23 protein-coding genes are annotated in these 22034 nt (G+C 58.9%); 7 read left to right on the top strand and 16 right to left on the bottom strand.

What is annotated here, in order from left to right:
- The first annotated feature begins 31 nt into the window (after positions 1-31).
- Together AC0L2L_RS29390 and AC0L2L_RS29385 are read left to right on the top strand one after the other, a co-directional pair.
- Positions 32-949, top strand: a complete 918-nt coding sequence (locus AC0L2L_RS29390) for a hypothetical protein (protein WP_473583372.1) — start codon at positions 32-34, stop codon at positions 947-949.
- 341 nt (positions 950-1290) lie between these two features.
- Complete coding sequence (locus AC0L2L_RS29385; protein ID WP_473583371.1) at positions 1291-2088, top strand: CBS domain-containing protein; 798 nt, start codon at positions 1291-1293, stop codon at positions 2086-2088.
- 197 nt (positions 2089-2285) lie between these two features.
- Here AC0L2L_RS29385 and AC0L2L_RS29380 read toward each other — a convergent pair whose 3' ends face one another.
- On the bottom strand, positions 2286-3527 hold the full coding sequence (locus AC0L2L_RS29380; RefSeq protein WP_473583370.1) for a hypothetical protein: 1242 nt from the start codon (positions 3525-3527) through the stop codon (positions 2286-2288).
- A 405-nt stretch (positions 3528-3932) separates the two neighbouring features.
- Between AC0L2L_RS29380 and AC0L2L_RS29375 the strand changes: the two genes are divergently transcribed.
- The 3 genes from AC0L2L_RS29375 to AC0L2L_RS29365 all read left to right on the top strand — a co-directional run bounded on the left by AC0L2L_RS29375 (position 3933) and on the right by AC0L2L_RS29365 (position 5266).
- Positions 3933-4358, top strand: a complete 426-nt coding sequence (locus AC0L2L_RS29375; protein WP_473583369.1) for a hypothetical protein — start codon at positions 3933-3935, stop codon at positions 4356-4358.
- A gap of 132 nt (positions 4359-4490) precedes the next feature.
- On the top strand, positions 4491-5006 hold the full coding sequence (locus tag AC0L2L_RS29370; protein ID WP_473583368.1) for a hypothetical protein: 516 nt from the start codon (positions 4491-4493) through the stop codon (positions 5004-5006).
- Positions 5006-5266 (top strand): hypothetical protein, encoded by a 261-nt coding sequence (locus AC0L2L_RS29365; protein WP_473583367.1) that lies wholly within the window; start codon positions 5006-5008, stop codon positions 5264-5266. The genes AC0L2L_RS29370 and AC0L2L_RS29365 overlap by 1 nt, the downstream gene beginning before the upstream one ends.
- A 464-nt stretch (positions 5267-5730) precedes the next feature.
- On the opposite strand, the gene AC0L2L_RS29360 is transcribed toward AC0L2L_RS29365, so the two are convergent.
- From AC0L2L_RS29360 to AC0L2L_RS29295, 14 genes are all read right to left on the bottom strand, one after another.
- A complete protein-coding gene (locus AC0L2L_RS29360) occupies positions 5731-6012 on the bottom strand; it encodes a hypothetical protein (protein ID WP_473583366.1) in 282 nt (93 codons plus the stop codon).
- Between the two features lie 394 nt (positions 6013-6406).
- Positions 6407-6943, bottom strand: a complete 537-nt coding sequence (locus tag AC0L2L_RS29355; RefSeq protein WP_473583365.1) for a hypothetical protein — start codon at positions 6941-6943, stop codon at positions 6407-6409.
- Positions 6940-7416, bottom strand: coding sequence for a hypothetical protein (locus AC0L2L_RS29350; RefSeq protein WP_473583364.1), 477 nt, complete (start codon positions 7414-7416; stop codon positions 6940-6942). The genes AC0L2L_RS29355 and AC0L2L_RS29350 overlap by 4 nt, the downstream gene beginning before the upstream one ends.
- A gap of 75 nt (positions 7417-7491) precedes the next feature.
- Positions 7492-7734, bottom strand: a complete 243-nt coding sequence (locus AC0L2L_RS29345; protein ID WP_473583363.1) for a hypothetical protein — start codon at positions 7732-7734, stop codon at positions 7492-7494.
- An 816-nt stretch (positions 7735-8550) separates the two neighbouring features.
- Positions 8551-9732, bottom strand: a complete 1182-nt coding sequence (locus AC0L2L_RS29340; RefSeq protein ID WP_473583362.1) for a hypothetical protein — start codon at positions 9730-9732, stop codon at positions 8551-8553.
- Positions 9733-9858: 126 nt separating this feature from the next.
- Positions 9859-11397, bottom strand: coding sequence for a winged helix-turn-helix domain-containing tetratricopeptide repeat protein (locus AC0L2L_RS29335; RefSeq protein WP_473583361.1), 1539 nt, complete (start codon positions 11395-11397; stop codon positions 9859-9861).
- A 61-nt stretch (positions 11398-11458) separates the two neighbouring features.
- A complete protein-coding gene (locus AC0L2L_RS29330; RefSeq protein WP_473583360.1) occupies positions 11459-11704 on the bottom strand; it encodes a hypothetical protein in 246 nt (81 codons plus the stop codon).
- Entirely contained in the window at positions 11688-12422 is a 735-nt protein-coding gene (locus AC0L2L_RS29325) for a gamma-glutamylcyclotransferase (RefSeq protein WP_473583359.1), read from the bottom strand. The genes AC0L2L_RS29330 and AC0L2L_RS29325 overlap by 17 nt, the downstream gene beginning before the upstream one ends.
- A gap of 262 nt (positions 12423-12684) precedes the next feature.
- Entirely contained in the window at positions 12685-13530 is an 846-nt protein-coding gene (locus tag AC0L2L_RS29320) for a class I SAM-dependent methyltransferase (protein WP_473583358.1), read from the bottom strand.
- Positions 13531-13590: 60 nt separating this feature from the next.
- On the bottom strand, positions 13591-14319 hold the full coding sequence (locus AC0L2L_RS29315; protein ID WP_473583357.1) for an LOG family protein: 729 nt from the start codon (positions 14317-14319) through the stop codon (positions 13591-13593).
- A 15-nt stretch (positions 14320-14334) separates the two neighbouring features.
- A complete protein-coding gene (locus AC0L2L_RS29310; protein ID WP_473583356.1) occupies positions 14335-15144 on the bottom strand; it encodes a hypothetical protein in 810 nt (269 codons plus the stop codon).
- A 48-nt stretch (positions 15145-15192) separates the two neighbouring features.
- Positions 15193-15465 (bottom strand): hypothetical protein, encoded by a 273-nt coding sequence (locus AC0L2L_RS29305; RefSeq protein WP_473583355.1) that lies wholly within the window; start codon positions 15463-15465, stop codon positions 15193-15195.
- An 85-nt stretch (positions 15466-15550) separates the two neighbouring features.
- Entirely contained in the window at positions 15551-16180 is a 630-nt protein-coding gene (locus tag AC0L2L_RS29300) for a LysE family transporter (protein ID WP_473583354.1), read from the bottom strand.
- Positions 16177-17088 (bottom strand): DMT family transporter, encoded by a 912-nt coding sequence (locus AC0L2L_RS29295; protein WP_473583353.1) that lies wholly within the window; start codon positions 17086-17088, stop codon positions 16177-16179. The genes AC0L2L_RS29300 and AC0L2L_RS29295 overlap by 4 nt, the downstream gene beginning before the upstream one ends.
- A gap of 365 nt (positions 17089-17453) precedes the next feature.
- Here AC0L2L_RS29295 and AC0L2L_RS29290 point away from each other — a divergent pair, with 365 nt between their 5' ends.
- Positions 17454-19013, top strand: coding sequence for a winged helix-turn-helix domain-containing tetratricopeptide repeat protein (locus tag AC0L2L_RS29290; protein ID WP_473583352.1), 1560 nt, complete (start codon positions 17454-17456; stop codon positions 19011-19013).
- 307 nt (positions 19014-19320) lie between these two features.
- Here AC0L2L_RS29290 and AC0L2L_RS29285 read toward each other — a convergent pair whose 3' ends face one another.
- Positions 19321-20124, bottom strand: coding sequence for a methyltransferase domain-containing protein (locus AC0L2L_RS29285; protein WP_473583351.1), 804 nt, complete (start codon positions 20122-20124; stop codon positions 19321-19323).
- Positions 20125-20474: 350 nt separating this feature from the next.
- On the opposite strand from AC0L2L_RS29285, the gene AC0L2L_RS29280 reads away from it, so the two are divergent.
- On the top strand, positions 20475-22034 hold a 1560-nt coding region (locus AC0L2L_RS29280; protein WP_473583350.1), incomplete at its 3' end, for a caspase family protein.

The following is a 22034-nucleotide window of genomic DNA, read 5'->3' as shown; positions in this document are numbered from 1 at the left end:
TGCTTGGCAATAGTAGATGCGAGACATCAGTATGACGCTGCGCATCGACTATCGGAGCCAGTCCTTTCCCGGTGTTTTTAACGTGCAACGCATTGGAACTCTGAACACGACGTGGGACGAATTATTGTGGGCTGCAATCACTATTGGACGCCCAAGCACGCTTCATGTTTTCCAACATGGACCAGCCTCCTTCTATGAGGCGATATTTCGCCTGTCGCTGGTCCGCATGGCGGTTGAGCAGGCTAGGGGTGGCCGCCTAAGACGAACTGATGCTTTCGCGGCACTCGACCCTACAGAGAAGGGTATGGTCAGCTATTTTCTGGGCATGACGCTCTGCAAGCTGTTCGCATCACGCTTGCTGCATACGCCTTGGCTGTTGCACCTCGATGTTTTTCGCCCCTTTCTCAACCCTGGTCTTCTTGGGCGGTCTCGCCCGGATCTAGTCGGAGAAAACAATGGCGGTGACTGGCACGCCTTTGAGAGCAAGGGCCGCTCCTTCCAGCCATCCGCGGACGATAAACAGAAGGCGAAATTGCAGGCGCAACGTCTGGTCTCGGTCAGGAACATTCCCTGCGCACTGCACATCGGATCTTTCGCTTATTTCAAAACTGATTTGCTCGAGTTTTTTTGGAAAGATCCGGATGCGGATGCGAAGGAACCAATTGAGCTCCCACAACCAGATGAGGAATGGCGATACTACTACGAACCTCCACTCAGTGTAGCAGCGCTGTTCGGGGAGTCTGCTTTGGCAATGGAACGTGAGAGCGCCGACGTTACGGTGGACATTCATCCGAAAATTCGTCACTTGCTCGATCAAGGTCTGTGGCTACAAGCCCGGGAAGCGGCAAGGGGACTGAGAGACGAGTTCGTAGCCGCAGGATATCAGTCAGATGGACTGCGCGTGGTTGCTGGTGAAACATGGTCAAGACCGTTCGTTAAGCGCGGATGAGACTGATGATTGTTCGAATCGAAATAGCTCCATTGATTCAGATTGCCGATCAACTCGTTGTCGCGGTAGCTAGGCTCGCTCGTGTCGAATTGAACTCTGGTGCGCGCTCGCTGGACAATGGATTAGGCAGAATGTCGATCGCGTTAACTTCATGATTGATGAGAAGATTGGAATGCGACTGCTGACTTTGCTCGAGGCGTTCTTGCAATGCCGCCTGAACCCGCGATACGAAGGGTTCAAAAGCCAAAGCATCGCAGTGGATTAATCTACATGTGCCATATCCAAAACGACGAGCCGATTTGTAGTTAAGCGGTGGTCGCAGGGAATCTTCGAAGCGCCGCATGCCGAAGCGGCCACCCGCGCGGCAGGCGCTCGCAGGGATGCTCGTGCGTGCAAAGTCTGCCAATGAAAGGCGACCAATGAATAGCCCCAACGAGAGTTTCATCCGCCTTTTCGAGGAAATTGCACGCGAGGTAAATCGGCGTGCAGGCACGCCGAAGTTGCATTCGCTAGAGATCGAACGGGCTTCGGAACGCGACGGTTTCGTCAAAAAGAACAGGACATTGCTCGTATACGTGCGCGACGTGCGAAACGCTCTTCAGCATCCGAAGCATCGTTCCACCGGAGATGCGATCCGGATTTCCGAGCCGTTTCTCAGGGAGGTGCAGGATTTGCTCAACCATCTGCGGAACCCACCAACAGCGAATTCGGTCGGTGTTTCGCGCAGGGAGATTCGGACCGCCGGTCTTGCCGACCACCTAGGCGACTTGGCCGACGAAATGAAAAAACGTGGTTTCAGCCATGTCCCAATCCTGGATGAGCACGATGCCGTCATCGGGGTTTTCAACGAGGCGGCTATGTTCGATCACCTTTGGGCAGAACCGGAAACGATCGTCTCTCGGCAAATGAATATCTCGGACATCCTCCCCAGTTGCCGTCTTGATGCGAGACGCATGGAGACCTTCAGATTTGTTGGCCCGACAACTCCAATCGACGATCTCGTCGAGATGTTCCTTTCCGTCCAATCGCCCTTGGCGCGGGTTGGTGCTGCCTTTGTGACTGCTTCGGGCAAAGAGACCGAGACGCTCCAACGACTCATCACGCCGTGGGATGTTCTCGCAGTGTCATCGGGAGCCTGAAGAATGGTGCGGCGATCGTCAGATTTACGATTTGGCGGCCCAAGTGTGCAGGTTTTTTCCGCAACGTTTCGGGAAGACGTGGTTGTGCAGCCCCTTAAGTGCCAAGCCTCAGCTCGATACCGGCTCCGCCGAACCTAATAACTTCCTTCATAAAGCATGATACACCGCCCATCTTCCCACAGCATCCCTCTGCACATTCACTCCTCGGAGAAGGCAGCCGCGACGCGCACCCCTAGGTAACGCAGTGCATCGCTGACGCGCCCGTTCAGTTCGTCGTAAGCAAGGAAGGTTCCGGCTTTCTGGGTTCCAACGCGCGGCGGCCGCTTCATCTTTAATCGTTTCGCCACCATCAGCCCTCGCTCCTGCTTTCGCAACCGGGTGGCTTGCCGCTCTCGGGCATCATCCATGGCCTTGAGGCCGATCACGCCGGTCTTGAGGAATTTCTGTATCCGTTGCTGATCATGCCAGGCCTTTATGGCCGAACTGACGGACCGGCCAGCCTTCCCGACGTCCACGAACGTCGGCAGCATGAACGTAAAGAAGCTTCCCTGGAGCCTGGCGAAGCGCATTCGGCCGAGGTCTTGAAGGTAGGTTACTCCGAGCGCTGAGACTGCCGGCCGATCGAGCGTGACCTCGATCCGCACTCGCTTGTCAGCTTCGTCGAGCTCGATAGCCGTTCCGGCCCGATGGTTCTGCGTGTCGATTACCTTGTCCATGATACGCCAGCAGGTGTCCGAGCCCTTGGCGCCGACATAATAGTTGCTGTCGATGAACGGTGAGCGGTCTCGCACCGTCGAGATCAGGAGGTTTTCATTGACGTCTTCCGGCCCGCCCTCGATGTGCCTGAGAACGTGTCCAGTCTCTTCTTTGTTCTTTCCCCATGTGAAGCGAGGGCGGTCGAAGTGGCCGGAGATGACATCCCGGTCGGTCCAGAAGTGGCGGGTGAGAGCCGTGAACAGCTTCGCGCGCATGCCGTCGTCAGGCTGCTTTGGCGTGAAATCGACGCTGATCTCCATGGCACGAATGAACGGAAGCATCTCCTGGCCATACTTGGCCTCGATCATATCGCAGACAATTCGGATCTTTCGTAGATCAGGCTCTTGGATCGTCACATCGAAGGTATCCGCTACACCTCCCGGCTCTTCGCTGAGTGGCTGCACGAACGGTTTTCTCCCCAGCACCGCTTCGATGTCGTCCTGCAACCACCGAAATTGCGTCTTCCGGCCAAGCCAAAAGCAGATCGTCATCCAATCAACGACCGCTCGGCAGTTGAAAGCATCCAAGTCGGTCTCAGGCTCCAACGCATAGCGCCCAGCCAGGCGAGCCTGCGAATTGGCCATGGCTCGGTGCCGGAAGGTGAGCTCACCGAGGTGAGCCTTCGTCTTGATTGCGTAGAGGGGGACCGCTGCTTTCATCCGCGCCATGCCATGCGAGGCCATCGACCTATCGGGTGCGATGAGTCGCGGCAACAGCATTGCGGTGCCGTTTGCTGACTCTTACAGGGCCCTAGGAGGCTGACATGCTGTCCGGCGCACCAAACTGCTTCGTTAACAGTGAACGCGCTGGTGAGCCGCTATGGCCCGACAGATGCCTTGCACCCTATTGGTCCATCCATATGCAACGGCCATCCCAACCTTCCCGTCGATCAACGGTTCGCTCCTACGTCGCTCTGCGAGTGGGCCTAACCTTGGACAGCAAATTGGACTTGAATTGTCCAACGAGTTTGGACAAACCGATTTCATATCGGAGCAGGGCAATGCAGCGCACGACTAAGAAAAATTCATGGACAGAATACAAGCGACTGCAGCGGCAAACGGCTGCAGCGGCAAAGGGCTCGCGAGAGGATGAAATCTCAGCCCGATGCCTTCCGCGAATTGGTCAAAAAGCCGTTCTTCGAATTCTTTGATGATTGGGGAGGTGGGTCGCTCGAGTGGTGCGGCGATGTGTTGGGCGAGAAATGGTGGGACTTTACGGACGACAGAGGTCTGCGGCCTTTAACAGATCAGGCCTTAGTTGAAGAGGATCTAGCCAATGCGTCGGACTCATTGGGTCGTGCAGAAGTAATTCTGAGCACGCTGATCGACGCGGCGGGTGAGCTTTCTACTGCAATTAACGAATACAAACGGAGGGAGATTAACGGCCGCCTACAAGAAATCGACGAAAAAAATCCGGCAAACTTCGGTGAGGTCGATGGGCTAAAGCGAATGCTCTATCAGCTTAATAGATCAGTCCGCTGGCCCTTCGCCCAGTGGAAGGTCACGAAGGACTAGACCCTCCGGCCAGAGAACGCCTGACACACTCATACGACTTCATCAAAACGAAAACGACGTGGCTGAGTTTGGCGACTGCACCACGTCGTTTCCGAACACTCACACCAGCATTCAAACCAGTGGAGATACCACATGCCTATCACGTCGCAGGCACAGGCCTCAACCTTTGCCGAATTCCTGGCAGACCCTGACCACGTGGGGGACCTCATGCACATGCATTGGTCTCTTGGAGATAGCGGCATCCTTTTCCCTTCCGATGCCGATGAACTGATCAGCGCCCTCGGCCCTAACCAGTCAGACGCCGACCTGCTTTCTGAAGCCGAAGAGCTTGCCGAGAAGTTGTGCGAGACGGTGACGGTGTTGCGAAGAATGATTGCCGACTATTTCCGACACCGGGGCACGATCGATCAGGTTACGAACGCTGTGGAAGCGTTCGCAGCTGCACCTACCGGACCGAACCACCGCGCACTGGAGACGGCCAGCTATGCATTGGCCAGCCACCCGATTCCGATGTCTCGAGCGCTGAAGAGGAAGCTCGCGCCTTTCCTGAGGAGTCGCAACGTGCGCTCCGCGATGGACTTCGGGACCCTTTACTGGATCACGATTTCGCAGCTTGGGGTCAGTCTGCTTGAGCAGGAGGCAGCATAGTGGCTCTCAACCCTGAACTCCGCAGTCAGATCATGATGGCAATGTCCAGGTATAAGGAAGCTCCTGAGGGAGGCTGCGAGGCTCCTGAACCTCCCCGTGGCATCGTCGGGTTTGGTCCGCTCCCCGGTGACAGCCCGCGCGAAAATCTGATTTATCAGATCGCCTGGCTGATCAGTGACGCACTTGCCGGCCCCGCCGTGGGCGTCCGTGACCTTTCTGCAGAAATTGTAGGCTTGGTCGAGCTGGAGTTTGACATGTAAGCAACCAACCTTCCTACGGGAGGGCGCCAGAAATGCAGGCGTCCTCCAACCGAAATCGATAGATGGATTACGACAAGGTCGATCCTAGCGGCGACGAAAAGGAGGACAACCGGCCCTCCTTCTACGGCGCACACAACGACGGCAGGCCGAAATGCCTCCTTTGTTCTTTTGGCGCGCTCAGTCAAATAGATCGTTGGTGTCGAGACATGGCCGCCATAGCGACAGAACACCACCTGCTGGGAGCGCTCCTTTGCAGCCATGACTGCTGACGGTTTCACTAGGGCTGCAGTCAAGAAAAATACATATTCGGCCTTGTGGGGTAAGGCGTTCAGCCTCCTCGCAGGGCAACGTCAGCAGCGCGTCCCGATAGTTGTGCGCTGCTTTGTGCGCTGAGCGCGTTCCCGGTCGCTCTATGAGCTTGCCAGTGCGTTCTGTGCTCGGTCCATTAGAGACCTGACATGTTGTCACGGAGCGCAAAAACTGATTTCGGGGTCAAAAGCGACAAGATAAGGGAAACAAATGTCAACATAGCGCCCGATTTCAGGGTGTTTGGACAACAAGCATGTTGTCGGCTGAGCCGGTAACGTAAACATTGTGGTGGCCTCGCGCGGGTGGATGTTGGCACCGTCAACATAAAAGTTGTCGCCATCGAGTTCGATGACAACATGCGATTGGTCGGCAAGCCCGATGCAGCCCGAAACTAGAGGAGGTTTGGGACCAGGAATTGCGGTGGTTGCAAAAGGCATCCCCATCGCATCTGCTCGTTCACCCTAGGACATCGATGGATTTCCGTGGGAGATGCTTTTCACCTGCTCCTGGGGACCAATATCGAGCCATTCCCCGACTTTTCTCGAGCCAGCTCCCCGATTCGGATTGCTGCGATGCAGCGCTGGTCTTTGCATTTCCGCGTTGCCTTCGCTTTTGTGGACGCGAGAACGACGAGCAATTACTATCAGCGCGCGCAGCGAAAGGTGCCATGGTTATGATGGCGAGTTTTCGTTAAAACTGTCCTCCTGGTGCGCGCCTAATCCTATTTCGGGCGCAACCGAAAGTAGCTATCAAAACGGTTCACATTAAGCTGCAGCTATTAGCTTAGTGGCTCTGTGGCTAGTCAACCGGAGGAGGTCGGTAGGGAACACTTTACCGGGTTTTCTGCCTTTGTCCCGGCTCGGCGGTTTCGAGATCCGCCGCGCGATGTCGCTCGATCATCCTTCTTACCTGTCGGGGAGTAAGCCCGACCTTTTTGGCAAAATATGCCACCTCGTATTCTTCGTCGGGATCGATCCAATATGGTCCAAATGAGCGGAGAACCGGCATATAGAGATTGCCCGCGCCCTCAATGAAACGAAATTCCCTATCGCCGCCGGTAAAACCGCCAAGGGCAGAGGCACCCGCCATCAGGCCGGTCCCTCTCTTGTCCTCCCGATAGAACAAGCGTTGACCATGTGAACTCGGCTCGCTGGTCGGCGGGTTCTCCTGGCGAGCGGCAGCCTCTTCGGCCAGGATGCGAGCGTTACGGTTTCTAACCCGCTCTCTGAACTCCAGTGTCCGGATGTTGAGAGCCTCCTCCGCCTTGTCATGGCTCGCAATGCGTCGGGAGAGTAGGAGCCTACTTGCGACGGCCCACACGCAGATCGCTCCCAGGGCGGCCATGAAGATCCAGAAAGGCGTGCTCATCGTAGGAATACCTCGTTGAGGACAGCTCTACCTATAGAATGTAGGACGAACGCCAGCCCCAGGCAACTTATGGTGGCTACAACGAGCTCTGGATTCGTTAGGGCAGCCAAGATGCTTGTGTGATAGAGAAAACCGACCCCCGGCCCAATGAGGCCCAATGTCAGAAGGGATGTGGACGCGCGATCCAGGGCATTCGCGGTGAATTTCGCCAGCTCGCGATCAAGATCCCGCTGTTTCTGCAGAGCCACGGCGTCCTGCCCGATTGCCGCTTCTTCTGCAGCCAGGGCGGCTGCCTCATCATCGGGGTGTTCATCGTTGTTGTCCGACTGCTCGGTTTCAAGCCCTGCGAGCAAGAGATCCCAGTCTTCTGGTGATTCTGGGCCGCTCTCCTGATCCTCCGACGCCGACTTTCCTCTTTCCCCTTCGTTCTCCACCCCAACACCCCTTTTTTGATCGCGGACTGCCTGCGCCATACATCCAGGCGATACGGTGCGCTCCTCAGCCGGCCGCCATGATCAATAGCATGGCTGCGGCGACGAGCAGGATTCTCATTCGCGCCCGACTCTGGGCTCGACTGGCACAAGTGTCGCCATGAAATCGTCCGCTGCCTTCTCTGGAGTGTCGGCTTTAGAGATCAGCTCGATCTCGGTGGCATCAAGCATGTAGACCATATCACCGGTGCGGACGTAATAGCCCAACGGGCTGGAGCCGACCTGATATGTATAGTCGCCGGCGAGGCGATCGGCCAGCATGCTGGCGACGAGGGTAAGCAATTCGTTGCGGCTGGTCATTTGGACTTCCTTCTCTTGGTCTTCACCACCGACTTACGAATGGGTGTCTTCTGGGCCGCCTTGCGCATTCGCCTCATCAGCGGGCCGGTCTGACTGAAGGACATGCTCACCGCCGTCTCATGGTCGCCAGGCGTGTCGTAGAGCGTCCCCTCCACGGATGGTAATCTTCGGGTAACTCTTCTCGTTCCAGGCAATGACCGCCTTCCTCACCGATGATGGTGTCATGGCTGCCTCCAATTGCCTCATGCGATCGCCGAAGCCATCCACCACTTCTCGTGCTCCGGCGCGGTCTTTTCAAAGGGGCGTTCGGGAATGCCTTTACGCCGGTATATTGCCGGTGTGACTGGCCGCCTCACTCCCACTCAGTTAGCTGCAGTGAGGGCGTCCGCTCGGTCACCCGGTGAGCGCGAGCGCCGTCGCAGCGATAATCAGCTTTTTCAAGATTATTCCCCAAATGAATTGGCCGGCTGCAACTTCTATGGGCAGGATTTTCGTGTCAAGAGTCGGGACGATGCCAAAGCGATTTCCAAAATCCGTTCTGAAGAGTCTCACGCGCCGGGACTGGGATCGACTCGAAAAGGAAAGCCTCAAGGGCACAATCTCATCACCGTTAGGCCGCACGGACCCGGTTCGCGCCCGTGGCGCTGACAGGCCGGCCGGAATGGGAATTTCTCACAAGCTGGCTAAAGGCACGAAGGGTAAATGAGGAAAAGCAGATAATTCGCCTCCTGAGCCACGCGGATTGTCAGCCGTGGACACGACTGGCGAGACGCAGTTAGCGCCCCTTCCGAGTTCCTCAAATTGCTACGCAGCGCGCTATCCCCCGAGCCCGCAAGAGTGCGGGACATTCACCGGGGTCGATCCCAGGTGCCTGCCGTCATAGCCCTGGGCGACCGTCGCTATCACCGCAGGGTTCCACCCGTAACCGCAGTGAGCCGTGTCCGGACGCTCCAACAGCCCGAGGTATGTCTGATCGTTTGAGACAATCACGTTGGTAATCTTCATGTCCGCCGGCAGGTAGGCTTTCGGAAACAGTCGATAGCTCAGTAGGTCATTCGGATCAGTGAAAGCGACAAAGCGGATTGGCCCGGATGGCTCTGCGGTAAACGCCATAGTCTTTCGAGCTCGTGTGCTAGCGAACACGTCAAGGAGCGATCCGCGGGCTCGATCCGCCGATGTGCCAGCTGCAATCCCGGCTGCGCCTGGAGAGTAGGTTGCGGCGTTCAGGAGAGGAATCTGGTTTGCCAGTAGGAAGACCATTTGGACATCGCCAAGGCGCTGGGCAATCCGCCACTGTTCCGATGCCGGCGCGGTTTGCCATATCGAGACAACCGCATCGGAGAGGATCTTGCTGCCCAAGCTTTCAGCGACCAAGATGGTCTTTCGCCGCGGCTTGCTGTCATCGATCAGGCAGCGGCCCGCGGCTGAAATATTGCCACCCAGAGCGTCACAAACTTCGGAACGCATCCAGGACCTGGTCGGGTTGCCCGCTGTGCCCGTGTAGATCACGGCGTCGGAGAAACAGTCGTCGATCAGCCCTTTTTTGAGATCCCTGTTCAGGCTGGCGCGCTTTAGTTCATCGTTGTGATCCAGCCCGATGGCGATTTTTGCACCGGCGGCGAGGGGTGACCAGACGAGAAAACGGAGTTCGAGTGCATGGCCGTTCACGCTGTGGTTGAAGGTGACGCGCGCGGCGCGCTCTGGGCCATACACAGTATTTTGGCTAGACGACCCAATTGGGATTGCTTGTTGGAGAAGGGCATGACGATTATCTGCCCAGTCTTCTTCGTGAGTGCACATCCCATGCACCCAAACGACCCGCAGGTCTTCTTGCTTGGCAAAGCTCATAATGCCACCAAAGCTGGATGCATTCGCCAAGCCAGGCTCTTCAACCTTCGGGGGGATGTAAGGGGTTGCGCAGCCAGAAATCAACAGCACAACCCAGAAGATGGATGCGCAAAATTGCTTTAAAAAAGGGTGATTATATGTTGGTTTCATCTTTCTAGCCCCTCCCTCTTCAGTGAAGCCGAGAACGGGACAAAAAGCGAGTCGTTTCACTGGCAAAGTCGATCAGTCGGCAATGGGTATTGTGCGCCGCTGTCGGTAAGAACTCTCAAGCAAAGGTCACTTGATTATCTCGTTGGCGTCCCAGCCGGCAAGACTGAGCCCGGTCCGTATTCGCTCCCGATCCTCGAGGCGCTCCAGGCGAAGGTCTTCAACAATCGCCTGGATGGTCAAGCCGGGATCGATGTGCCGTCCCTCCGTGACGCAGGAGCGCGCCCGGTCGATGTCGCCGTCGAGGGCATAACATGCCGCGAGCCGAGCCCAATGCCATGCGCTTTTGAGTGGCAGACAGGAGAAGGATGCAGCCGCTTCTCGATGTCGACCGAGGCCAAGCAGCGCCTCGCCCCTATCGAAATAATACCAAGCCGGGTGCATTGGATTGAGTTGGATCGCCTGATCGAGAAGCATTAGACCGGCCTCGGCATCGCCACGCAGTGCATGGAAAAAGCCGGTTTGTGCCAATGTGTCCGCGTCATAAGGATTGAGGTCCAACGCCTGGGCGAAATGCCGACCCGCAGCCTCGAAATCATTCTGGTAAAGCAGGATCAAAGCCAAAATCCGGTGGCATCGTGCCTCGTCGGGACTGAGGGCCATGGCGTGAAGAGCGCGGTCGCGAGCCTGGTCGAGCACGGACCGCGGCGCGCTGGTATATCCACCGATGATCGTGTCCGCGAGAGCGAGATAGGCGTGGGCTAGCCCCGAATCGGGGTCGAGTTCCAGCGCTTTGAGGAGATGTGCACGTGCTTGATGGTTTACGCCCTCGCCATAGCTGCGCAAAAGCGCCATGCCGCGCAGGATGTGAACATAGGCCTCTATATTGGCGGCGGGCGCGGGCGACATGCGCCGCATAGCCGCGATCTCGATCTTGGCGACCACCGCCATCGCGATCCGTTGTGCCACCGTTTTTTGAAAATCGAAGATCTCGCTCGTCTTGAATGAGAATGTCTGCGCCCAGATTCTCCGGCCGGATGCGGTTTCGGACAGGGCAACGCGCGCGCTGTAGCCATCGGCAGCGTTTTCAACTGTGCCTTCCGCCACGTAGTCGACTCCCAGACGCTGAGCCGTCGCCCAGACGTCCTGCTCGGAGTGCTGGGCAAGCGCGAAAGCAGAATGGCGCGCCAACACTGCGATGGTCTTGAAGTAGGAGAGCGCGTTGATGATCTCCTCGACCGCGCCATCGAACAGCGACTTTGCCGTTGCATCTTCAATGCTGACGCGAAACGGCAGGATGGCGACCATTGGTTCGGGAGTTCGTCCGGCCGGACCAACCACAGCCGCCGACGCCAGCGGAACAGCCTCGGTGTCGTCCGCAGGCTGGAACAGGTAACCGCGCCGGGGGACGGTTCGAACCAGCGCTTGCGTCTCGTCGCCGATGCATTTGCGCACGTCGCGAATACACTGGGTGAGCGAATCCTCGGTGACCGTGGTGCGCGGCCAGACCGCCTCGAACAGTTCGTCCTTGCTCAGAACGCGGCCGGGGTTGCGGACAAGAAAGGCCAACAGGTCGAAGGTCTTTGGCCTGACCGGCACGATTTCCCCGTCACGCCGCAACGTGCCGCGCTCAAGATCGAGAACCGCGCTGCCGATCTGTTGTGCCAAGCCCCTGCACCGCTGCGCCTGATTGCGCAGTGATCATCGGAGCCGCAGAAGCCGATAAAGGTCAAGTCCGGAAGAAGGCGGCTCGAGAGAAGCTGGCCTGAAAGCGCCTGCTAAGCCGCTGCCAGAGACCCGGTGACGCTCCGCCGGAGGGCATTGTCGGGCAGCGGGGCGTCAGGGCGTCGAGATAGTGCAGCATCTGCGCCGTTTCGCTGCCGCAGAATTCGGCACTCCCCGTCGAGAGAATTCGATGCACCGCTTCCTGGGCCAGGATTGAGGGAAGGAACGGGGCTTCAACCTTCGCAAGCATGATGGATCTCCTGGGTCGGTGGTGGCAAGGGCGTGTTGGATTGCAGAGACGCCAGGTAGGCGGCGACCTTGCCCTGTAGCCGCCACAATGTTGCATCGCGGATGTTGCGGGCTTCGAGTTGAAGGACCGTCTTGCGCAGATAGTCGGCACAACTGCCGATATGGCCGACGGCTAGCGACAGGATTTCGACCGTGGTCTGCTCCGGCAGGGCTGCCGCATAGCCGGGACCACTCCGGTCGGCTACGAAGGCAATGGCCGGCAAATTTCCGCCCGCGCTTCGCACTGAAACCCAGCGCGGAACGTTGGTAGGCGGGTTGGCCGACATCTCACGACGCAGCAGTCGGTCGATCGCAGTTCCGGCATCGTGGTCGGAGATGCGGTAAGCGACACCGCGGCAACTGCCGCCACGGTCGAGTGCGAGCATCAGGCCTGGCCGCTCGCGTGTGCCGCGCCACCGGGTCAGCCACAATGAAAATCGCCGATGCCACCCGTAAACGGTCGCTGGCCGTTCCTCGATGAATTGGAAGCAAGGGTTCCACAGCAGCGAGCCATAGGCGAACACCCAGATGTCGGCGCCGCAAGATCGGCCGGCAAGCAGCCGCATCCGGATCTCGAGATAGTCACGATCCTCCAGGTTCCGCAATTCGGGCGCGGGGCCGGCGTCCTCGATCGTGCGATCGATTTTGGCGAGGAGGTCTTCGGTAAGGGCGATGTTCATGGCTGCTCATCGGGTTGTCTCCAGAGAGCATCGCAGCGCTTGCCAGCTGCGTCCTGAACGGACGCTGATATTATGCTGAAAACCGATCCAGCTCAGCAGGCACTCTTGGGCGGTCAACGCCGTTGTAGCGTCGAGAGCGGCCTAGCCCCGCGGATTGCCACGTTTCGGGAGCATGACGCATTCGCCGGCTGGAAGGCGACTAAGGAAGGCACATCGCCTTCCCAGCCGCTATGATCGTCCTGCAAAATGTCCCGGAAGACTTTTAGCATTTCGGCACAATACCCAAGCTGAGCACCCACATTTCCCGATAGCAGAAGTTGGGGTTAGAGATTAGGCGCTCCGGATCCTGACCGATCGCGTTCCATTGTTGATGATCCGCCTCTGGCAGGTCGCACGATCGGGAGAGCCCGGACAAGAATTCGAGATTGTTGCGGATGTATTCGCACTCCACAGGTCTGAGCGGCTGACGGCGCTCTGCCAGCGTGGTCACGGCAGAGACGTTCTCAAGGCCCGCCGCTCGAAACCAGGCTGACAACCGTGTTGCCCTCATGGCGCCGGAGATCTGTGTATCACCTGATAGTGCATCTAGCAGACGCCACGTCAGTTTGGGATCCAGCGGCTGAAACTGCCAAACCGAGATGTCGACCTCCTTCACGGCAACAAGCCCGCCCGGTTTCACGACGCGGCAGAACTCCTTGATTGTTTGGGCGAGCACTTCGTCAGTCAGATACTGGCTGACATTCGCGCTCCAAACCGCATCGAACGTGCCCGTCTCATACGGCAGCTTGGTGATGTTGCCGGTTCGCGCGCTTATCGGGCAGGCAAACTGCTGGCTTGCAACCAAGCTTTCGATCGCCTCGACATTTTCCCGCGCCAGATCCAGAGCCTCGATATGTCCCTCGACACCCAGCATTTCCGCCATCAGAGGCAGGAAGACCCCATTGCCTGCGCCTGCGTCAAGCACTGACCAGCCGGGTTGCATGCCGGCGGCGCGAAGAGTGGCATCATACTCATCCTTTAGCGCCATATAGTGAACATCGAGATGTCGACCGGCACTAAGTTTGTGCCCAGCTGACGTTATTTGTTCCAGGTTCGAGGCATTGTTCATTTTCCCTCCGGCTCCCGGATCCGAACGGTGACTTGGTCCGCTACGCTTTGTATCGGGCTTTCATGTCGATGGTCCAGCCGCTTGGTTTCTATGCACAGTGACGCGTGCCGGGATAGGCGCCTCGGCTGGATCGCCGGAAGGACGTCCCCGTTGCCACGGCGACACCTGCGTGAAGCATACGCCACGCTGCAGCATCGGCAGGATGACGTCTGGCATGTCGGCGACAAGGCACGCCGTCGAAACTTGGCCGCTCAGGAACCCTGCTTCCTCCAGGTGGTCGAGAAGGTCCAGCCAAGGCGACCAGAAGTCGTGGAAATTGGCGATCAGGATCGGCTTCTGGTGCCGGTCGAGCTTGCGCCACGTCATAACTTCAGCCAGTTCCTCGATTGTCCCGATCCCGCCCGGCATCGCGACAAAGGCATCCGCATAGTCGAACATCAGCCGCTTGCGCATATGCATGTCGGGAACGGCAATGATCTGAGTAATGCCATTCGGCATGCGCATTCGCTCCAGAAGAAACTGCGGCGCGACTGCGATCACCTCGCCGCCGGCATCGGCGGCTGCTGCAGCGACCGCGCCCATCAAGCCTTCGCTTCCGCCACCATAGACAAGGCGGATGCCGGCCGTTCCTATGCAACTGCCGAGCGCCGTGGCGGCTTGTGCAAGGCGAGGATCATTGCCGGTCCTGGCGCCGGCGAACGCGTAGATGGTGCCGATGCGGGTCTGGGTGGGATAAAGCAGCCTTTCGAGGGAAGGGGCGCTGTCGTCGTCGTTGAAACTTCCGAACATGGCTACTGTCTCCACTCACTTCGTCGATGTATTTCCGATTTCCGCGGCGTTATTCGCGAACAGGAGCAGATCGGCCCAGGCCCAGAGCAGGTAACAGGCGAGCAGCGTCAGCGGCGTTACGACAAGAGCAAGGGAACTGCCTGACCACACCAGCGGCAGAGCGGTGATGGCGGAAAGCGTGGCCGCCATCATCGCTGGCAGGCGACTGCCCAGCACCACGCTGCGGAACGGGTCTGGCCAACTGGCCGGCCAACCGGAGAAGACAGCGCCGGGCCGGTGCGCGGCGCTGCCGAACTTGCCCAGCGCATGTAGCAGCCCGGCGGTCGCCGCCAGCAATGGCTGGCCGAAAAGAAACAAAGCGACGCCGAGGCCGATTGCCCCGATGCCCGACAGGAGATCGCCGATACGATTGAGCGCCGGGTCGGGGCCATCGGGGCCGGCCCAGGCGCGGTGATAGGCTTCGCCGCTGCAGAAGAAGACGAGCGTCGCTAGCGTCAGCGCCATGGCACCGCTGCTGCCAGCGAGATAGTCGAACAACGCGGCGCCGCCGCGCATGCCAGCTCCCTGAGCGTCGGCGAGCTGGATTGCGATGCCGATCACCAGCCCGAGCGCGTTGCCGAGGTTGTAGTAGCCACCCGGGCCGGCCATGCGCCCTCGGATCGCGGTCGCCAGTTTTGCGAGCGCGGCGGCTGCCCGACCCGAGCGCGCAGGCTTCATGCGCACATGCGTCAGGCCGGGCATGGAGGGCTCGAAGGACACACGATCCGCGAGGCTCGGGCGATCAAGGCGGTCCTGCCTCGAGACAGGCGACAATAGCGTGGTCATGGCTGCGTTCCTCCTTTTCGGGCGTCAGGCCTGCATCAACCGGCGGTCTCAGGTGATAAGCGCCACCTCAGGCGATTGCTCGGGTGCTCCCGCTGATCCATGTTGGGTGCACGCCCGGCCGTCATGGGGCTCGGCCTCTCGGCTTCCGGCTGGTTGGGCTGGCGCGGGAATCCTGGCCTGCCGGGTGTGGCCGTCGGGGTCGTCGCCCGTTGGCGCGCCGGCGAGGAATGGATGGAGTTCTACGACGCTGACGAAGGTGCAGTGCTCGGCGTCATAGTCGATGCGGGTGATGGCGCCCCTGAACTCGGTGAACCGCTTCATGCCGGATCTCCTTGAAGGTTGGAACGAAGGTTTGGCGGAGGCGGGCTTACGGATTGTTTTTGCAGTCGCCGAAGTGCTCGCGACGTCATTGCGCGGCGAGCCCAGCCGCCATCGTCAGCGCAACGCCGGTAAGGATCACGCCGGAGATCAGATCGAAAATGCGCAGATTCGTGCGGCTGCGCAGGAGCGAGGCCAGCATGCCGCCGCCGAGCGCGTAGCCGTAGCAGCACAGCGCCGCCATCAAAATCAGCGCCATGACGAATTCCAGCCGTGCGCCACCGGCCGCGAAGGACTGGCCGAGCGCGGCCGGGACGAGCAACAATTCGACATAGGTCAACGGGTTCATCCACACCACGCCCATGACGCGGGCGAGGCACGAGCGGTCGGTCTCGTCCTTGCTGGAGCGATCCTCGATGCGGCAGGCGACCGATGCGGCACGAAAGGATTGCAGCGCAAACCACGCGACGGCCGTCAGTCCGAGCCAGGAAAGGGCTGTCCTGAATGCCGGGTCGACGCCGGCGATCGATCCGCCGAGCAGATAGGAGGCCGCGATCAAGGCGACATAGGTTCCCCAGACCAGGCTGGCGACGAACATCACGCGTCCGCGCAACAGGCCTTCCCTGATCATCATCAGGTTATTCGGCCCGACCGAGGCCATCGAGGCCATGCCGAGCGCAAGGCCGGCTTGGAATCCGCTCGCGGCGACAATGCTCATGGCGTGTCCTCCAGAGGTGTGACGGCCGTCTCGGCCGACTTGCCCGCCCCGGCGGACAGCGTGAGAAAGAGAATGGCGCCGAGCATCATCGTCGCGCCGAACGCGCCGATGGACGAAATGCGTTCGCCGAGGAAAAGCGCGGCGCCAAGCGCGCCGAAAATGCTTTCAGCGCTGACGATCACCGCGACATGACTGGCCGAGGTGAAGCGCTGGGCGACAGTCTGGATGCCGAAGGGGGCGGCGGTCGAAAATACGCCCAACATCAGCAATTGCGGCCAGGCGCCAACTGCCGTGGCGGCCGACAGATTGCCGTGCAGCATACCGAGCGGCAGCGCGATCACGGCTGCGCCAAGAAACTGTGCCGCCATGGTGGTGAACGGGCAGCCGTGAGTTTGCACATGACGGCCTAGCTCGGCTGTCCACAGTGCGTAGCAGGCGGCCGACAGCAATAACGCCATGTCTCCATGGCCGAAGTTTGTGATGCCGCCGGCCAGAAGCAGCGCGCCGGCCAAGCTGAGGCATGCAGCAAGCCCGACGGCTGCCGTCGCGCGTTCGCCGATGAGCAACCAGGCGGCCATCGGCGTCATCACCGTCGCCGTGGCGATCAGGAAACTGGCGTTGGTTACCGAAGTGCCGATATAGCCGATCTGCTGCAGCGTGATCGAAACCGTAAACAGCGCGACGACCCTTGCCAGGCTAGCGCGAAACCCGTCGGCTGGCATGCGGGCCGTCGCCATCCGTCCTTCACGAAACATCAGCGGCAGCACCAGCAGCCCGCCAATCAGACAACGCATGCCGACTGCGCTCAGCGGATCGAGATGATCGAGCACCGTCTTCTGCGGGACGTTGCCGAAGCCCCACAGGGCGGCAGCGAACAGAAGCAGAAGATTGGCATTGAGCTTTGACATCTACCGTTCGCCTGGACTAGAACTGCTATGGCCAAGTGAAAGCAGCAGTTGCTTCTTTCCCAGAACGCGGCGAAGATGAGGTCCGGTAGAAGAGTGGGACGGAATGGTCCACTCGAACATAGACGTGTGCTTGGTATCGTCTCCGGTCACAGGGCAAGCAAGGGGATGACCCGACAATCTGACTTCCTTGCCTTGACCCGGCATCCAGATAATCGTTCTCGCGGTCATTCCTGGACTTCCATGGTGCGGCGCATTATTGCGGGCCGTATCTTTGAAGGGTGGGAGGATGAGGTGTCCGTCCCGTAAAGTCGTGAAACCGTTGCTAAAATGTTGCTAAATAGTCCCTAGCCAACGCTGCCTAACTCATGGCCACTAAGTATAACTTCGGTGAATTCAGCCTCGATGCGGAGGCGAGGGTTTTGTTTCACGGCGCCCAGCCCACAATGCTGGGGCAGCGTGCGGTCGCACTGCTCAAGCTCCTATTGGAGCATCCGGGAATACCAGTTTCCAAGGAAGCACTAATCGAAGCAGCATGGCCCGGACTTGCGATCGCAGACAACAACCTGACCGTGCAAATCGCCGCGCTTCGCCGCGCCTTGGCCTGCGAGCCGGGTTCGGCGGAGTGGATCGAGACCATGCCCCGCCGTGGTTATCGCTTTGTCGGCCCAGTCGCTACCGGAGCGCGCACCTCCTATTCGAGAAGTTCGGAGCCTGATTTGGAACACGAGGCGTCCGATAGGCCGTCTATCGCGGTGTTGCCTTTTACGAACATGAGCGACGACCCTGAGCAGGAGTATCTTGTCGATGGGATCACCGAGGAAATCATCACCGCGCTGTCGAAGTGGCCTTCGCTTCTGGTGATCGCACGGAATTCCTGCTTCACATATAAAGGCCGTGCCGTTGACATGAAGCAGGTCGGACAAGAACTTGGCGTGCGCTACCTGCTTGAGGGAAGCGTTCGAAAGGCGGGCGGTCGCCTGCGCATCACCGGGCAGCTGATCGAAGCCTCGACCCATGCGCATTTGTGGGCCGATCGCTTCGAAGGGGCGATGGAAGATGTCTTCGAGTTACAGGACAAGGTCACCGAACAGGTCGTAGGTGTGATCGCGCCGAAGCTCGAACAGGCCGAGATCGCCCAGTCCATGCGCAAGACAGAAAACCTCCTGGCCTATGACTACTACCTGCGCGGGCTCGATCGTTTCAACACGGGGACGGACGAGACCAATAGCCAAGCAGTTGAATTCTTCCAGAGAGCCATCGGCCTCGACCCTAACTTTGCTTACGCCTACGCCATGGCAGCAATGTGCTATGCGGTGCGGCGGGCCTCAGGATGGCAATTGGCGGAGCAGGATGTCGCGTGCGCTGTCGAATTGGCGACCAGATCCGTCGAACTCAACAGGTTCGATGCGCACACGCTCGGTTGCGCCGGATTTGTGCTTATGCATCTCGCTGGGCAATTTGAACGTGGCGCCTCGTTGATCGACCAAGCAGTTCGGATCAATCCGAACAATTCGCGCGCCTGGCTTTGGTCTGCCTTCGCTAACCTCTGGGCTGGCGAGCACGCTACAGCTAAGCTGTGTTTTGAGCGGTCCATTCGACTTAATCCATACGAGCCTTATGACTTTCTAGCGCCGCTCGGAATCGGTTGGACGTTGATCATGCTGGAGAAGCACGATGAGGCATGGGTCTGGGTGCAGCGGGCAAGGCGGCTCGCTCCAACCTTTCTGGCGACTCATGAAGCCGAAATTCTCTGCCTCGTGCGTTTCGGCCAGCTTACAGAGGCGCGGCAGAAGTTCGAGACGCTGGCAAAGTCCGACCCTGCGCTTGTGAGCATCGCGGTCTATCAGACAAGATCGCGATTTCGTCGCCGTCGCGACGTCGATCACCTCATTAAGTTGCTACGCCAAGCGGGACTGAAGGATTAGCTGGTTTCCGTCCATAAACGGCACGTATCGAGATCTATTGTATAAACCGCGGTCATGCGAAACTGAGACCGCCGGATGAGACGGCGTTTGCCTGGGCTGCTCGCTCGCCGTAAATCCGAACTTTGATGCCACCTTCTGGATATTGATCGCGGCAAACGCCCATCTCGGGCCGGATGGAGGACGCGCACCGCTCTCGGAAAGCTCAAGACGATTGAGCCGCATGGCCGCTATCCTGATGGGTTACGCCTCGCCGGCCTTCCCGAAGGGTGATCGGCGTCATTCCGGAGCCGGGCAAAGGCGTGGCGTCTTAGTCAGGGTTGGTGCCCCAACAGCCGACCTCGGCTCGTCCTATCAAGGTGCCTGCGCTGCCAACTTCAGATAGAATCCGAGTGGCCAGGGTCTCCAAGCCAAGCTGTGAAGCCGAGGCAATTCCAAGGCTTTCCATCCTCGGCATTAAGGTCTTTGCGAGGTCCACCACGAGATTCACAGTGTCTAGCGCCGCCGACCCTGACGCAATTACAGATTCAAGGCGCGCTGTTGTGGAAGCAAGGCCGGCGGTTTTGAAAATCGTCGCCAGTTCGGCTCCCAGATGCACCTGTGCGCCGGATGCCTCGATCGTTCGGCTGAGCCAGCTACAGAGTCGATCGTAGGTGGCTGAGATTGGCCAAGATCTGGCGCCATCCCAGTCGAGTTCATGGAAGGCAACGATGCCTCCAACTCGCACATGGCGCACAATTCGCTGTAGCGCTTCGGTCGGACTGGAAATGAACTGCAGGACATAGCGTCCCACCACTGCATCAAACGGAACGTCAAAGCTCATCGCGGCCGGGTCACCGTGCCTGAACGAAACGTGCGAGAGTCCCGCGGCACGCTTTCTGGCCGTCTTGATCGCGCTCTGCGCAAGGTCAGTGCCAATCACCCTTCCCTTTGGTCCAACAAGGTCGGCGCAGAGTATTGCCACATCGCCAGCCCCGCTGCCGACGTCAAGAACGCTCATACCCTCGGTGACACCCGCAGCCTGAAAAAAGCGTCGCGTAATAGGGTCGATCAGTCGTGCCTGAGTTGCGAGCCGACTCAACTCGTCCTCGGTGTGACCGAGTGCATATTCCATTTCTGACATGCCTATGCCCCCCCTTGAAGTGCTTGCTGCCAGCGGATTTCAATCAACCGCATTATTGCCGACAAGCGCAGCGTCCTGATGCGCGACTATCGTTCGAAGGACCACGATATTCGAGAACATTGCGCGTCGCCAGATCACCGCAGCAGCCCGAGCTTCGCTAGATGACGACATCAAGCTGGTTGCCGCAACCCTTGTCGATCTTTTGCCGAATTCTCTTTTGCTTGGCCGAGTAGCGTCTGCGTATGGACTGGCAAGCGACGCGCGAATGCGGGAAATTTCATATACGAAGCCTGCCCCTTGCGGTAAATGTAGCTAAGCCGAGACTTCACTAAGTCAGGGCAATGAGAATCTGGGCAAGCGCCATTGGATTGTTCTTTCTCGCTGCAGCAGATTTGCTGCAGGCGGGTGCCCTTGCGGCCAACCGCGTTGCGCTGGTCATCGGGAACAGCAAATACGTCAACGCGGTCGCTCTTTCCAATCCAGCCAATGACGCGCATCTAATCGCATCCACCCTGCGCAACGCCGGGTTCGATGTGATCGAGGGGGTCGATCAGGACAATGCCGGTATGCATACTCTGATCACCCAGTTCACCGAGAAATCTTACAATGCCGAGCTCGCCGTGATCTTTTATGCCGGCCACGGCATGCAGGTTGACGGCAAGAACTACCTGATCCCGGTTGATGCCGAACTGACCTCGCCAATCTATCTCAAGACCCGCACCGTCCAGATTGACGAATTCATGGCGTCGCTGCCGCCTGATCCTGCCGTCGGCGTTATCATTCTCGATGCCTGCCGCGACAATCCGCTGGCAAGGACGCTAGCCGCCTCACTGCCGAAGAGCCGCTCGCTTGGAGCAGGCCTAGCGCCGGTCGAGGCGAAAGCGGACGGCATCGGCACGGGCGGCGTGCTCATCGCCTATGCAACGGATCCCGGTGCCATCGCCTTTGACGGTGACGGCGTCGACAGCCCATACTCGCTGGCTCTCGCTAAACACCTGACCGAACCTGGAGTCGAAATCCAGAGTGCGCTCACGCGCGTGCGTGGCGAGGTGACGGAAGCCACGCAAGGCCGGCAGAGGCCTTGGCACAACGCGTCTCTCGGACGCGAAGTTTTCCTAGGCAAATCGGCGGAGCCACCGATCCAACCGGTGGGCGAAGCACCTAGTGCAACTATGGCCGCGACAGCTGACCCGATGTCCCGGGAAATTGAACCGCGACTGTGGGATGAGGCGTCGAGGAGAAACTCCATTTCTTTCTACGAGGCCTATCTCGAACAGTTTCCTAAAGGTCGCTTTGCCACAGTGGCGCGGCTCAACATAGCGCGACTGAAGGAGCCCAATTCGCAAGACCAGAGGATTGCCGCACTCGACACGAATGGCGCAACTGTCGGTCCGGGTGTTCGCTCTTCTGTCGGTATCACAGACGACATGAGGAAGACCTCAGGCAATGGAACAACGGAAAACGCTATCGGGCTCGATCGTGACGCTCGTATTGACCTTCAACTTCGCATTGAAGCATTAGGCAACGAACTCGGCCAGGTTGACGGCAACATCGGTCCCAAGACACGACAGGCGCTTAGCGTTTGGCAGGAGAAGAACGGACTGCCGCAAACTGGCTATCTGACACGCGAGCAACTCGCATTCCTCGTGATTCAGACTGATCCGCTGATGGATGCGGTGCGCGCCAAGCACATTGCCGATAAAGCACGGGCAGCGCGACCAAGTGCCAAGTTACCACGAAAGATTGTCCGCGCTGCGGCTCCGCTAAGGATGCTTACTGAAAGGAAAACTACCGCGACGAACGAGAGCGACCCTGCGAAAACTGGTCGCAAAGCGACGCCGCTCTTTCCCACCGCGGGCGGAGGAAATGGTAGTGGTGGCGGAGGCGGCGGAGGCGGCGGC

The sequence above is a fragment of the Mesorhizobium sp. WSM4832 genome (assembly GCF_055811115.1).
The sequence above is the reverse complement of the archived record's forward strand: the minus strand, read 5'-3'. Positions and strand labels throughout refer to the sequence as shown.

What these genes read in the sequence shown, in the direction of transcription:
- AC0L2L_RS29320 (WP_473583358.1), bottom strand. Translation starts at nt 13,530, where the DNA reads ATGAACAATGCCTCGAACCTGGAACAAATAACGTCAGCTGGGCACAAA.
- AC0L2L_RS29285 (WP_473583351.1), bottom strand. Translation starts at nt 20,124, where the DNA reads ATGGAATATGCACTCGGTCACACCGAGGACGAGTTGAGTCGGCTCGCA.
- AC0L2L_RS29385 (WP_473583371.1), top strand. Translation starts at nt 1,291, where the DNA reads ATGCCGAAGCGGCCACCCGCGCGGCAGGCGCTCGCAGGGATGCTCGTG.
- AC0L2L_RS29290 (WP_473583352.1), top strand. Translation starts at nt 17,454, where the DNA reads ATGGCCACTAAGTATAACTTCGGTGAATTCAGCCTCGATGCGGAGGCG.
- AC0L2L_RS29330 (WP_473583360.1), bottom strand. Translation starts at nt 11,704, where the DNA reads ATGCTTGCGAAGGTTGAAGCCCCGTTCCTTCCCTCAATCCTGGCCCAG.
- AC0L2L_RS29295 (WP_473583353.1), bottom strand. Translation starts at nt 17,088, where the DNA reads ATGTCAAAGCTCAATGCCAATCTTCTGCTTCTGTTCGCTGCCGCCCTG.
- AC0L2L_RS29340 (WP_473583362.1), bottom strand. Translation starts at nt 9,732, where the DNA reads ATGAAACCAACATATAATCACCCTTTTTTAAAGCAATTTTGCGCATCC.
- AC0L2L_RS29390 (WP_473583372.1), top strand. Translation starts at nt 32, where the DNA reads ATGACGCTGCGCATCGACTATCGGAGCCAGTCCTTTCCCGGTGTTTTT.
- AC0L2L_RS29375 (WP_473583369.1), top strand. Translation starts at nt 3,933, where the DNA reads ATGAAATCTCAGCCCGATGCCTTCCGCGAATTGGTCAAAAAGCCGTTC.
- AC0L2L_RS29360 (WP_473583366.1), bottom strand. Translation starts at nt 6,012, where the DNA reads ATGCCTTTTGCAACCACCGCAATTCCTGGTCCCAAACCTCCTCTAGTT.
- AC0L2L_RS29300 (WP_473583354.1), bottom strand. Translation starts at nt 16,180, where the DNA reads ATGAGCATTGTCGCCGCGAGCGGATTCCAAGCCGGCCTTGCGCTCGGC.
- AC0L2L_RS29325 (WP_473583359.1), bottom strand. Translation starts at nt 12,422, where the DNA reads ATGAACATCGCCCTTACCGAAGACCTCCTCGCCAAAATCGATCGCACG.
- AC0L2L_RS29310 (WP_473583356.1), bottom strand. Translation starts at nt 15,144, where the DNA reads ATGACCACGCTATTGTCGCCTGTCTCGAGGCAGGACCGCCTTGATCGC.
- AC0L2L_RS29355 (WP_473583365.1), bottom strand. Translation starts at nt 6,943, where the DNA reads ATGAGCACGCCTTTCTGGATCTTCATGGCCGCCCTGGGAGCGATCTGC.
- AC0L2L_RS29370 (WP_473583368.1), top strand. Translation starts at nt 4,491, where the DNA reads ATGCCTATCACGTCGCAGGCACAGGCCTCAACCTTTGCCGAATTCCTG.
- AC0L2L_RS29345 (WP_473583363.1), bottom strand. Translation starts at nt 7,734, where the DNA reads ATGACCAGCCGCAACGAATTGCTTACCCTCGTCGCCAGCATGCTGGCC.
- AC0L2L_RS29315 (WP_473583357.1), bottom strand. Translation starts at nt 14,319, where the DNA reads ATGTTCGGAAGTTTCAACGACGACGACAGCGCCCCTTCCCTCGAAAGG.
- AC0L2L_RS29380 (WP_473583370.1), bottom strand. Translation starts at nt 3,527, where the DNA reads ATGGCCTCGCATGGCATGGCGCGGATGAAAGCAGCGGTCCCCCTCTAC.
- AC0L2L_RS29350 (WP_473583364.1), bottom strand. Translation starts at nt 7,416, where the DNA reads ATGGCGCAGGCAGTCCGCGATCAAAAAAGGGGTGTTGGGGTGGAGAAC.
- AC0L2L_RS29305 (WP_473583355.1), bottom strand. Translation starts at nt 15,465, where the DNA reads ATGAAGCGGTTCACCGAGTTCAGGGGCGCCATCACCCGCATCGACTAT.